This window comes from Sphingobacterium sp. UBA5670, assembly GCF_002420705.1.
GTDB lineage: Bacteria > Bacteroidota > Bacteroidia > Sphingobacteriales > Sphingobacteriaceae > Sphingobacterium.
This window is the reverse complement of the sequence record NZ_DIIM01000013.1, coordinates 13,702-26,703: the sequence shown is the minus strand read 5'-3', so window position 1 is coordinate 26,703 and position 13,002 is coordinate 13,702. Positions and strand designations below refer to the sequence as shown.

Sequence of the window (13,002 nt, the reverse complement as noted above, 5' to 3'; positions counted from 1 at the left end):
TATACGCCCTTCCTCACAGTACTTTATCAGATATGGTATTTCTAAACGGTTTGGTCAATTTTCCAGACTTTTTAATTTTCTTAAGATTACAGCATAAAACTCAAAATGTACAAAGCAACAATGACTGCCAAGACCAAAAAAGCGATTTTCCAAAAGCTATAGGGTCTTTGTCCATACACTTTACCGTTAAATGCATTGACCATAATCTGATAACTTTTTCCCTTGTATTGATATGCAGACAACCATACCGGTAAGAGGATATATTTCAATTTTATGGATTTAAAATCACTATCAATAGAATCAATGTCCTGAGTGTCCCCACCTATATCATTCTCCACCTGCCGCTCGATTTCCTGATCCATAATTACCCGAGCTGATCCTGCAGCTTTCACATAATCCACACTAAAAGTTTCTGCAATAAATCCACTTAGGTATTGTTCATTGAAAGGCTTTAGATAGCCTAGGTTCCAAGGACCAATTTTATCAGAGAACTTTTCAGGAAGAGATGTCGAGCCCGAAATGACAATATCTCTAAATTGACTGTAGATACTTCCGGATGCCGGATACCAATTTGTGCGCCTTTCCTCGTATTCTTCCGTCTCGCCGTCTGAATTACGTCTAGTACGCGTCACATAATAATACTCTCCACGTGATCCTACATAATCGGAGTGTACATCTGCGTCATAGGACCAAAAAGGCACATAAACTCCTTTTAAGCGATCATTTCTTGAATTAAAAATTCGCTTAAAGTCATTCGGAGCAAACCATACTTTGCCGGCCCATTGTGTTAATAGCCCAAAAGCATTTTTGTAATCAACGGAAAAGGGAACAAGACCATGTGGCTTCACAATACGCTTTTGCTGATGTTCAATGACCAACGGTGAAGCACAAAAAGCACATAAATCTGCGGTAACATGAGGATTCAAACGCGAGTTTGCCCCACAGTTACTACAATGCACAACTTCTGCCAGATAGCTATAGCGCTCATCGGCGACTCCTTCCATTGCTTGTCCAAAGACTTTATAATCTGTAGATTCAATATGCCCATTTTCCGGTAGCTGATCAGCTATTTCATTTCTGGTTCCACAATAGGAACATTCTAAATAGGAAGTACCGGGCTGATAAGTCAAAATAGCACCACAACCCTGACATTTTAACCCCTGCTCTATTTCGGAGGTTTTTTCTTCAAAACTCATAAAACTCGGTCCTGCATTTTACCCTAAACTCCTGGTATCGGTGGCGGGTTCTGCGAAAACAGATCCTTTAATTCGCTTACCTTTTCAGCCTCAATCCAGTTTTCAAGCCCCTCTTTCCAGACTAGGGTAGCAAGTGTCATCGTCCCCTCTTTTATCAGACCACGCAGCTGTTCCGGATCAAATGGCCCTTCCTGTTTACCTTTAATGGCCAGGTAGTAAGCTACCGTTTTGGGCAATGGAGGCGGTCCAACAGGCCCTGCAGAAGATGCCGCAGCAGCAGATCCCTTACCAGTAGGATTATTTCCATCAAAGCTATTTTGCTGAAACACGTTCCCCATTTGGCCGACCATCCCAGCACCAAGGCCAGCACCGAACCCCGCTCCGACAATCCCCCCGCTATTTGGGTTTTCAGCAGCCTTTTCCATGGAATTCGCTGCTTGGAATTGCGCATACGCTCCCAGATTACCGACTACTCCCATACTGCTCCGTTTATCAAGTGCTTTCTCCACCTCCTCGGGAAATGAAATATTTTCGATTAAGAATTTCGTTAAGCTCAAACCCATCTCCTCAAAATCAACGCCGATTTTTTGCTGTATCAAAGCCGAAACTTCATCATAATTTGAGGCAAGATCTAACGCTGGAATCTTAGACTCTGCAATAGCATCCATCCCTCGCGACACAGCAATGTTCCGAAGCTGTTCTGTAATATCTTCAACGGTAAACACAGGAGTTGTTGCAACAAGCTGTTTCATAAAAACGGGAACATCTTTCACCTGAAAGGAAAAGTTCCCAAAAGCCCGAAGCCGGATTGGTCCAAATTCAGGATCCCGTAGCATGATTGGATTTTTAGTCCCCCATTTCTGGTTGACAAATTGCCGCAGGTTGACAAAATAGACATCAGCTTTGAATGGGCTATTGAATCCATATTTCCAACCTCTGATCGTTGTCATGATGGGCATATTCTGCGTTGTGAGTTCGTAGCGCCCAGGCTGAAATACATCTGCAACCACACCTTCATTCAAGAAAACCGCCGCTTGCCCTTCCCGTACGGTCAATTGCGCCCCCATTTTAATTTCATTCTGATACCGCGGAAACTTCCACACAATCGTATCTGTGCTATTATCGACCCATTCGATAATATCGACAAACTCATTCCTGATTTTATCAAATAATCCCATAAATTATTCTCTTTACAATTACTTACACTAAATGTAAACATTTCCACGCAAACCAACAATTTTCTCCATTAGCTCACAAACTACCGATATCTAAAAAATTTAGCCTTTTAAACTACTTATCGTAGTTTATTTTTTTTACTTTTGTTAGCTAAGTTCTACAAAAATTTATGAGTACATATAACGAAGACAGCATTAGGTCCCTGGATTGGAAAGAGCATATCCGCCTCCGTCCGGGAATGTACATTGGAAAATTGGGGGACGGTTCGGCCTATGATGATGGGATCTATGTTTTACTGAAGGAAGTCGTTGACAACTCGATTGATGAGTTTGTTATGGGCGCCGGTAAAACGATTGATATCACCGTAAACGAAAATAAAGTTTCGGTACGCGATTATGGCCGTGGAATCCCAATTGGTTCTGTGGTTGATGTTGTTTCTAAAATCAATACGGGTGGTAAATATGATAGTAAGGCCTTCCAAAAGTCCGTCGGTTTAAATGGCGTCGGTACCAAAGCTGTGAATGCTTTGTCCAGCCAGTTCACCGTCCAGTCATACCGTCAAAATATAACACGCATTGCCCAATTCTCTAAAGGGGAATTAGTCAATGATGAACAAAAAGACACAACGCAGCGAAATGGTACATCTGTAACATTCTATCCTGACGATTCTATTTTCAGAAATTACAAATACCGTCCCGAATTTGTAGAAAATATGATCTGGAACTATGTTTTTCTAAACTCAGGTCTGACGATCAACTTTAATGGGCAAAAGTTTATTTCTGAGCACGGACTAAAAGATCTATTGGAACGGAATATTGATGCCGAATCCATGCGCTATCCAATTATCCACTTACGGGGGGATGATATTGAAATTGCGATGACTCACGGCCAGCAATATGGAGAAGAATATTATTCTTTTGTCAATGGTCAGCATACTACACAGGGTGGAACACACCAGGCAGCCTTCCGTGAAGCACTAGTCAAAACAATCCGCGAGTTCTACAAAAAAGAATTTGACGCATCGGATATTCGGTCATCAATCATCGGTGCTATCGCTATCAAAGTGCAAGAACCTGTTTTTGAATCGCAGACCAAAACAAAACTAGGATCTCAAAGTGTAGGCCCGGAGGGCCCTACGGTAAGAGGATTTATCAATGACTTTGTCAAAAAAGCATTGGACGATTACTTACATAAAAATCCGGCTACGGCGGACGCACTTCAAAAACGTATTCTACAATCTGAACGTGAACGTAAAGATATAGCCGGCATCAAAAAACTGGCGAACGAGAGAGCAAAGAAAGCCTCTTTACACAACCGTAAACTACGGGACTGCAAAGTGCATTTCAGCGATAAAAATGAGCGCAATCAAGAAACGACCTTGTTTATCACAGAGGGGGACTCTGCGTCCGGTTCCATTACCAAATCGCGCGATGTACAGACCCAGGCCGTATTCAGTCTCAAAGGAAAACCGTTAAATTCTTACGGCATGTCCAAAAAGATCGTTTATGAAAATGAAGAATTCAATCTCTTGCAGCATGCCCTTAATATTGAGGATGGTCTGGATGGATTGCGCTACAACAATATCGTAATCGCTACCGATGCCGATGTCGATGGTATGCACATCCGTCTGCTGTTATTGACATTTTTCTTGCAGTTTTTCCCTGATCTAGTCAAAGCAGGACATGTTTCTATCTTACAGACACCACTTTTCCGTGTCCGTAACAAAAAGGAAACGATCTATTGTTACTCGGATGAAGAAAGACAAAAAGCCATTGCAAAGTTGGGAGCCAAACCTGAAATCACCCGATTCAAAGGTTTGGGTGAAATATCACCTTCCGAATTTGGATTATTTATCGGAAAAGATATCCGTCTTGACCCGGTTATCTTGTCCAAAGACAATAAAATTCAACAGTTATTAGAATATTACATGGGCAAAAACACACCAGACCGGCAAAAGCATATTGTCGAAAATCTGCGTGTTGAAGTTGACCTAGAAGAAGAACTAACAAAAAAAGCGGGTTAAAATAACCCGCTTTTTTTTACAACCTACAACCACTTAATGCACAACCAAACCTTAATTCTGATCCAATGTCAAGATGCCGTTGGATTGGTCGCCAACATATCAAATACGCTGGCAAAATATCAGCTTAATATCGTCACCATGCGCGAATATGTGGATGAAGAAGCCAATAAATTCTTCGTGCGTGTTGTCTGCAACGGCCTCGTAGCTGAACAAAAACAACTTTCCGATTCCTTGACCGAAGTACTTCCGCCATCCGCTCAAATACAGATCAACCCCAATAACCGAAAGAAAATCGTTGTTCTCGTCACTAAAGAGCATCATTGTCTTGCCGACATCTTGGTACGCCAACATTTCGAAACCTGGGGTGCCGAAGTGCAGGCAGTCATTGGAAATTATGAGTCACTACGTTCGTTTACTGAAAAATTTGATATTCCATTCCATTGTATTTCACATGAAAACCTGACCAAGGAAATATTTGAAAAACAGCTGATCGCACAAATCAAACAGTATAACTTTGATTTTATCATATTGGCAAAGTTCATGCGGATCTTATCACCCGAATTTGTCAGTATCTTTGAAAATAAGCTGGTCAACATCCACCATTCATTTCTACCCGCATTTATTGGTGCCAATCCATATAAACAGGCCCATGCCCGCGGTGTTAAAATTATTGGTGCTACAGCCCATTTTGTTACGGACCAGCTCGATGAGGGGCCAATCATCGTCCAGGATATACGGCATGTCAATCATACCTACACCGTAAAAGATATGGTAACTGCAGGAAAGGAAATAGAAAAAGCTGTTTTGAGCAGGGCAATACGTTTACTTAGTGAAGATAGGGTCATGCGCAACGATTACAAGACAATCGTTTTTGAATAGTGATTACAATCATCTCCAAGCAAAACAACCATTACTTTTTTTTCGCGTTATTCTCAATTATTTCGTAAAAGAAATATTTAAGAATGACGCATACTTTTCATATCCCCGTACTAGGTCTGGCTTTCTCTATAGACTCTGCAGTCAAAGTCGCACAATACGGAATTTCCTCCGTAATGTCTATCGTTGACGATGAACTCATAGAGCGCATGCGCCACTATTACTGCGGACAATATCAAATCCCCTATCATCCGATAGCTAAAACTGAAGAAGATTACCGGGCAAAAAGAATTACAGCCTATCTCAATCTTGTACAATTTGTCGTTAATAGGCAAATAACAGCCCTAAAGCAACAACCCTTTACCGAAAGCTCAGAAGTAACCAAATATTTTCAGCTTCTACCGGATTCTCACCCTTCAAAACCGATCTATCATGCGATGGAGGTTGAGACCAATCTCGCCATTAAAACGGAACTTCAAGATCTATTGATCAATTACCTGAAACCAGGAGACATCGATGTCAATATCATGTCCAAGGTCGACAAAATGAATTACAAGGACGGTAAGGTATTGGAACAGCAGCATTCTGATGCTTTAGCAGCCTTGCGGGGTTTCGCAAATTCCAACTTGCATTCCTCCCTTATACTTTCAGCAGGAATGAATCCTCATTTATACGCTTACCTCGCTGAATTACCGGCTTTCTTTCCCAATAGTGAAGGTGTATTTGACAAAAAAATCGCTTTAAAAGTAAGTGATTTCCGATCAGCTCTGATTCAGGCAAAATATCTCGCTAAACGAGGCGTTTGGGTATCCGAGTTCAGGGTAGAATCTGGTTTGAATTGTGGTGGCCATGCCTTTGCAACGGACGGATTTTTGATGGGTCCTATTCTAGAAGAATTTAAAGAGAAAAAGGAAAGTTTTAAGGTAGAGCTTTTCGAATTATACAAGGAATATTGGGCATTGCAAAAGATCTATCTAATGCAAGCTCCTTCCATTAAGTATACAGTTCAAGGTGGTGTAGGTACCGCCTCCGAACATCAGTTTCTCATGGACTATTATGGCTTTGATGCTGTCGGCTGGGGATCACCATTTCTGCTGGTCCCAGAAGCTACTACGGTAGATCGAGATACATTGAAGGCACTTGAAATGGCCGAAAAAGACGACTTTTATTGCAGCGGATCCTCCCCCCTAGGAATCCCCTTCAATAATTTCAGACAAAGTAGTGCTGAGCTGCTGCGATTAGAACGGATAAAAAAAGGACGCCCCGGAAGCCCCTGTAAAAAAGAGTACCTTATTTCGAATACAGAGTTTAGCGATAAACCGATCTGTACCGCCTCACGCGTGTATCAGCATCAAAAGATCCAGGAGCTACAGCGCCAAAATCTGCCCGCAGCTGAATACGATAAAGCCTTTGACGCCATTACAGAAAAAACCTGCTTATGCGAAGGCCTCGCCGCACCAGCCTACCTCAAGTATAATATCCAAAAGACCAGGGAACAGACTGCCGTCGCCATTTGCCCGGGGCCAAACTTAGTTTGGTTTAAAAAACAATATTCATTACGGGAAATGATCGACCATATTTATGGCCGCATTTCAGTTTTTGAAAATGAAAACAGGCCATTTGTTCTTATCAATGAACTCAATCTTTATATCGATTATATTCAAAAATATGTAGCGGACAATCAAAATATGATTAATGATAAAAAGATAAAATATGTCGCTAAATTCAAGGCACAGTTGCAGACAGGGATCTCTTACTATGACAAGCTTACACAACACTTAGCACATATTCCCCAAAATATCGCAGCCGCGATACCTAAGCAGCTTGAACTTGCATCACTACGTCTAAACGACATCCATATCCAACCCCGATAAAAACAAATGCGGGACACTTGAATAAGCGCCCCGCATTGTTAAAATCTTTCGACAAGTTTTACTTGGCTGTTTTACGGAATTTACCAAATACCCCAAGCGGAAGCTTTGGACCTGCAGTTGCCTGTAAAAACAGTTCGCCTATTTCTAAGTTTTCCACTTTTGGAAAAGCGGTCTTAATTAAATTCTCAACAATAACAGAGGAAAAGCCTAATGAATAGGTATTCAAAATCAAGAAGTGTTCTTTAGGATCCAAGAGCTGAACAACCTCAGTCATCATCTCCATAATATGATCTTCTAATTTCCATTTCTCGCCCTTCGGCCCATGACCATAGGCCGGAGGATCCAAAATAATCCCATTATACGTATTACCTCTTTTCAGCTCACGCTTCACAAATTTCAACGCATCTTCAACAACCCAGCGAATATTATCCAAATTGGAAATTTCCATATTTTCATTCGCCCAGGTAACCACCTGTTTAATGGAATCAACGTGAGTCGTATCCGCACCTGCAGCTTTCGCAATTAAGGACGCTCCGCCAGTGTAAGCAAAAAGATTTAAAACCTTTGGTTTCTCCGTTTTAAATGAACGAACCGATTCGGAAATATAGTCCCAATTCACGGCTTGCTCAGGAAATATCCCAACATGCTTAAAAGAAGTTAACCCCAGTCGAAATTTGATGGCTACATCATCATTTTTATATTGAATATGCCAACGGTCTTGGATCTTTGGATTTTTCTTCAACCACTCTCCAGAAGTAGCCGAACGCCCCTTGAATTTGATATGATAACGTTTGTTCCATTCCGCATCGCCTAGTGCTTTAGGCCATACTGCCTGAGGCTCTGGACGGATAAGGATCAGATCACCAAAACGTTCCAGTTTTTCAAAATCTCCACAGTCAATGAGTTCATAGTCTTTCCAATGCTGCGGGGTCAATAGTTGTATATTTGTTGCTGCCAAAATCAAAATTTTCCGACAAAACTAAGCTAAATTTCAATATAAAAGAAATTTGCATGATCCTAACATAGATCAGACATAGAAATTAAGCACACTAAAACAGGGTTTACAGCCCTTATTCCCCCATAGAAGCTTTGGCACTTTTCATCAGTGGACTCGCAAAAACAAAATTGTTTAATTCTTCTACATCCGAGCGCATCATATCCTTATTGGAGCCTTCCCAGAATTTCTCTCCCTTATAAAGAAACAAGATATACTCGCCGATCCCCATCACAGAGTTCATGTCATGGGTAACCACAACTGTCGTGCATTTCAATTCTTGTGTAATTTTCAGAACCAATTCGTCAATAACAATGGAAGTTTCCGGATCCAATCCCGAATTGGGTTCATCACAAAAAAGATATTTAGGGTTCATACTAATTGCACGTGCAATTCCAACCCGCTTCTTCATCCCTCCCGAAAGCTCCGCAGGGAACAATTTATTTCTTCCCTCCAGATTGACCTGTTCCAGACAATGATTTGCCCGGTCTAATTTCTCCGCCTTGGACATATCCGTAAACATGTCCAACGAAAACATGATATTTTGTTCAACCGTCATCGAATCAAACAGCGCTGAATTTTGAAAAAGCATACCTATTTCTTTTCGAATAGGAACACGCTCTTCAAAATTCATCCGTGTGAAATCTTTTCCATCGAAAATTACTTTACCTTTCTCCGGCTGATGTAAACCCACGACACACTTCAACAAGGTACTCTTTCCCGAACCCGACCCTCCAATAATCAGACTCACCTTTCCGGGTTCGAAATTTGCACTGATACCCTTCAGAACATGGTTGTCACCAAATGACTTGTTAATATCTTCGATTTGAATCATAAAATCTTTTTAAAGCATTAATGCCGTTATCACATAGTCCGCAGCAAGAATGGTTATACAGCCAACGACAACTGCTTCCGTACTAGCTTGCCCAACTTCCAACGCTCCGCCCTTCACATTATACCCTTTATAAGCTGATATCGAGGTAATAATAAACCCAAACACGACAGCTTTAACAAGGGCAACGGTCACAGTGAAGCCGTTGAAGCCATCTTGAATTCCTAAAATATAATCTGCCTGTGTCACAGCGCCCGAAAGGGATCCACCTAACAAACCGCCCACTAAGGCGCACACGATGGCAATAATTACCAACATCGGAATCATGGTAATGCCCGCTAATATTTTAGGCAATATCAAATAACCGGGAGCATTGATCCCCATAATCTCCAATGCATCAATCTGCTCTGTAACACGCATGGAACCGATCTGAGAAGATATGGATGAACCAATTTTCCCCATCAATACCAATCCCGAAATCGTCGGCCCCAATTCCAAAATATTCGAATCCCTATTGATCGAACCTATAATAGAATTTGGAATCAAGTCCGAAACCATTTGAAAGGCAATTTGCATAGTCATAACCGCTCCAATAAATGTGGAAATAATAACAATAAGCCCCAGAGAGCCTATACCAATATCAGTCATTGCCAATACGGTTTCTTTCCAATAAATCCGACCTTTCTCCGGTCTTTTAAAAACTGATTTCAGGAGTATGAGATATGCACCAATGTGATGAAAGATCATATTATCTATTTAATTTCAATGAATTATGCCAAATATAGACTGTAATTATCCCAATCTATCCATTAAAGGTAATTAATTCCGTTAAATATATAAACAAGCGAAAAGCCAAAAAGTAAACGAAAAACGAAATTACTTACCGACCAATTAGTCACATTTACCGATTTTTTATGTATAATAGCCTAAACATTCATACGGTATCTACCAAAGCGACTTACTTTTGGGATATATTAACAAACGGAATTAGTTATGAATACACGAAGAATAACAACTGGTATCACCATTCTCTTTATAGGAGTTGTCTTATTATTATCACAGCTCAATACAATCTCATTTAACTGGGTAGGTATTTTTAGATACTGGCCTTTATTTATTGTCCTTGCTGGAATACGTATGCTGGTTCCGAAAGATCAGCAGATCGGTCAGTTCGTCGCCATCGGTTCTACCGTAGTGATTTTAGGTTTTCTTACGTACATAGGATTGTCGACACCAAAGGAACCACTGCTAACACAGCTCTTAAAAAACAAAGGAGTCAATATCAATATTGACGACCCCAATGACAAAACAAACTATTCAACAGAAAAACTCACGGTACCGCTAAACGATAAAATCCATAGCGCGACTTTAAACCTGGATTTAGGAGCCACCTCATTACGAAATGACAGCAGCACGACATCAGAAATCTTCACGGCCTTTAACACCTCTAAGGAATACCTATTGGGCGTTACCGTGCACGATGAGTCGGCGGACAAGGTAGATATCAACCTGAAAGGGAAATTCAAAAACAAGGATTTTAACAGCAAAAATAACAACACTTACATCGCTTTGAATCCAAATATACGCTGGAATTTAAATTTCGACGTCGGTGCTATCGACGCGAATTTGGATCTCTCACCTTACAAAATCGAAACGTTGGATATTGATGCAGGCGCGACAAGTTTAAAACTAAAATTAGGCCAGCCGCAAGCCATGACTAAAATTTCTATGGACGCAGGAGCTTCCTCTATCGAAATTTTAATTCCCAAAAATGCAGCTTGTCGCATTACAAGTGACAATGCATTGTCATCGACAGATTATGAAGGTGATTTCCTGAAAAGCGAAGGCGAAGTAAAATCTACAAATTATGATTCTGCAGCGCAAAAATTCGATTTCGACATCAATGGTGGAATCGCATCAATAAAAATCAGAAGATATTAATTAACACCTGATTTTTAGTCAAGAAAAACTAACTTTGTGTTAGATATGGACACAAGTAAGATGTTGACATTACCTGGAATCTATTGTAATTCTAAGGTAGATTATTCGAGATGGAAAACAAGGGAAATTCAAATTGGTGATATTCCCATGGGTGGCGATAATCCCATTCGTATTCAAAGTATGACTACTGTAGATACAATGGATACGATTGGGTCAGTTGAACAGACCATTCGAATGGTTGAAGCGGGTTGTGAATACGTTCGTATTACCGCTCCAAGTATAAAAGAAGCGCAAAATTTAGCAAACATAAAAAATGAACTTCGTAGAAGAGGATATAAAGTACCTTTAGTTGCGGATATTCATTTTACACCAAATGCGGCAGAGGTAGCCGCGCGCATTGTCGAGAAAGTAAGGGTCAATCCCGGCAATTATGCAGACAAGAAGAAATTCGATCAGTTATCCTACACTGACGAAGCATATCAACTTGAGTTAGAACGCATATACCAAAAATTTACGCCACTTGTAAATATCTGTAAGGAAAACGGTACCGCCATGCGAATCGGCACCAACCATGGTTCACTATCCGACAGGATCATGAGCCATTACGGAGATACCCCCGAAGGAATGGTCGAATCTGCCATGGAATTTATCCGCATGTGCGAAGACCTGAATTTCTACAACCTCTGTATTTCTATGAAATCATCCAACCCTCAGGTCATGGTCAAAGCCTATCGTCTTTTGGTTGAAAAAATGGTTTCTGAAAACATGAACTATCCATTACATCTTGGTGTAACAGAGGCGGGAGACGGTGAAGACGGACGTGTCAAATCTGCTGTTGGTATCGGAACACTATTGGAAGATGGACTTGGAGATACCGTGCGGGTATCTTTAACCGAGGAACCTGAACGCGAAGCCCCAGTCGCTATAGCACTCGTCAATCGTTATACTAAAAGAAAGAAAGACTTAGAAAGCCGATCGAAAGAAGATATCATTCAACTATCTCCAGAAACAGCGCTCACTCCCTATATCAGTCAGGAAGTAAACACCTTTATCGGTGGCTCGTTGGTCCCTAGAATTGTAGTGGATATTTCCAAAGAAAATTTAAAAGACGCCCAGATTCTTGCGAAAGTAGGTTATCGCTACGATATACTATTAGATAAATATCACATGGGTGAGCAATCCGTGGACTTTGTTTATCTTGCGGACAGCTTGCCTTCCTTTACGATGCCAGCAAACCTGAAGCAAGTCTACAACTACAGTACTTGGTCTAAGCTTTCTGATAAAACCAATATTCATCCACTCTTTACGCTGGAAGAATTTGTGAAGGCCGACCACAAGGATAAGGTCCTGAATATGGTCAGGATCTGTAATTCAGATTTAACTTCTTCGGTATTTGAATCCCTACAGCTCGACAAAACAATCGTATTTATCCTTGAAACCAACTACCTACACGGTATGGCAGATCAAAGGCAGTTTTTCCGAAACCTGCAGGAGATAGGTATCGACAATCCAGTCATCATTAAACGTTCCTATCAAAAAGAAGATTTTTCGGGACCTCTTGGTGAATTTATGAATCCGGAAGAGCCTATTTCAAAAATACAGCTTTACGCTTCGACAGATCTAGGCGCACTATTGATTGATGGTTTAGGTTCGGGAATCTGGCTAGACTCTCCGGCGACCCCCTTAGAAAATATAGCTTCACTTTCCTTCGGAATTTTACAGGCAACACGATCCAGAATATCGAAAACAGAATATATTTCCTGTCCAAGCTGTGGAAGAACATTATTTGATCTCCAAGAGACTACACAAATGATTCGAAGCCGCACCAACCATCTAAAAGGATTAAAAATTGGTATCATGGGCTGTATTGTGAATGGTCCCGGGGAAATGGCAGACGCAGACTATGGCTATGTTGGCGCAGGACCGGATAAAGTTACTTTATATAGAGGTCAGCAGGTCGTTAAGAAAAATGTAAGTTCCGCACATGCCTTGGACGAATTGATCAAAATCATTAAAGATGATGGACTGTGGGTCGAAGAAAAACAAGATTAAAATTCGGCAAAGAGACTTTAGATAAAATAGCAAAGGGG

10 protein-coding genes are annotated in these 13,002 nt (G+C 40.9%); 5 read left to right on the top strand and 5 right to left on the bottom strand.

The annotated features are described in order from the left end of the window. Positions 1-86: 86 nt before the first annotated feature. Together B3C94_RS10895 and B3C94_RS10890 are read right to left on the bottom strand one after the other, a co-directional pair. A complete protein-coding gene (locus B3C94_RS10895; protein ID WP_293903380.1) occupies positions 87-1,196 on the bottom strand; it encodes a zinc finger domain-containing protein in 1,110 nt (369 codons plus the stop codon). A gap of 23 nt (positions 1,197-1,219) precedes the next feature. Next, complete coding sequence (locus B3C94_RS10890) at positions 1,220-2,374, bottom strand: SPFH domain-containing protein (protein WP_293903377.1); 1,155 nt, start codon at positions 2,372-2,374, stop codon at positions 1,220-1,222. Positions 2,375-2,541: 167 nt separating this feature from the next. Here B3C94_RS10890 and B3C94_RS10885 point away from each other — a divergent pair, with 167 nt between their 5' ends. From B3C94_RS10885 to B3C94_RS10875, 3 genes are all read left to right on the top strand, one after another. Beyond that, positions 2,542-4,395 carry a DNA topoisomerase IV subunit B gene (locus B3C94_RS10885; RefSeq protein ID WP_145327946.1) on the top strand — a complete coding sequence of 618 codons (1,854 nt, stop codon included), beginning with the start codon at positions 2,542-2,544 and terminating at the stop codon, positions 4,393-4,395. A gap of 36 nt (positions 4,396-4,431) precedes the next feature. After that, positions 4,432-5,274: a formyltetrahydrofolate deformylase gene (purU, locus tag B3C94_RS10880; protein WP_293903371.1), complete on the top strand. Its 843-nt coding sequence runs from the start codon at positions 4,432-4,434 to the stop codon at positions 5,272-5,274. An 83-nt stretch (positions 5,275-5,357) separates the two neighbouring features. After that, entirely contained in the window at positions 5,358-7,145 is a 1,788-nt protein-coding gene (locus B3C94_RS10875) for a hypothetical protein (protein WP_293903368.1), read from the top strand. Between the two features lie 58 nt (positions 7,146-7,203). On the opposite strand, the gene B3C94_RS10870 is transcribed toward B3C94_RS10875, so the two are convergent. The 3 genes from B3C94_RS10870 to B3C94_RS10860 all read right to left on the bottom strand — a co-directional run bounded on the left by B3C94_RS10870 (position 7,204) and on the right by B3C94_RS10860 (position 9,718). Further along, positions 7,204-8,109 (bottom strand): class I SAM-dependent methyltransferase, encoded by a 906-nt coding sequence (locus B3C94_RS10870; RefSeq protein WP_293903365.1) that lies wholly within the window; start codon positions 8,107-8,109, stop codon positions 7,204-7,206. Between the two features lie 106 nt (positions 8,110-8,215). Next, the gene (locus B3C94_RS10865) at positions 8,216-8,974 is read right to left on the bottom strand and encodes an ABC transporter ATP-binding protein (protein WP_293903362.1); all 759 of its coding nucleotides are present in this window, start codon (positions 8,972-8,974) and stop codon (positions 8,216-8,218) included. A 9-nt stretch (positions 8,975-8,983) separates the two neighbouring features. Beyond that, the gene (locus B3C94_RS10860) at positions 8,984-9,718 is read right to left on the bottom strand and encodes an MlaE family ABC transporter permease (RefSeq protein WP_293903359.1); all 735 of its coding nucleotides are present in this window, start codon (positions 9,716-9,718) and stop codon (positions 8,984-8,986) included. A 246-nt stretch (positions 9,719-9,964) separates the two neighbouring features. Between B3C94_RS10860 and B3C94_RS10855 the strand changes: the two genes are divergently transcribed. Together B3C94_RS10855 and ispG are read left to right on the top strand one after the other, a co-directional pair. After that, complete coding sequence (locus tag B3C94_RS10855; protein ID WP_293903356.1) at positions 9,965-10,912, top strand: LiaI-LiaF-like domain-containing protein; 948 nt, start codon at positions 9,965-9,967, stop codon at positions 10,910-10,912. 45 nt (positions 10,913-10,957) lie between these two features. After that, on the top strand, positions 10,958-12,964 hold the full coding sequence (ispG, locus tag B3C94_RS10850; RefSeq protein WP_293903353.1) for a (E)-4-hydroxy-3-methylbut-2-enyl-diphosphate synthase: 2,007 nt from the start codon (positions 10,958-10,960) through the stop codon (positions 12,962-12,964). Positions 12,965-13,002: the final 38 nt, after the last annotated feature.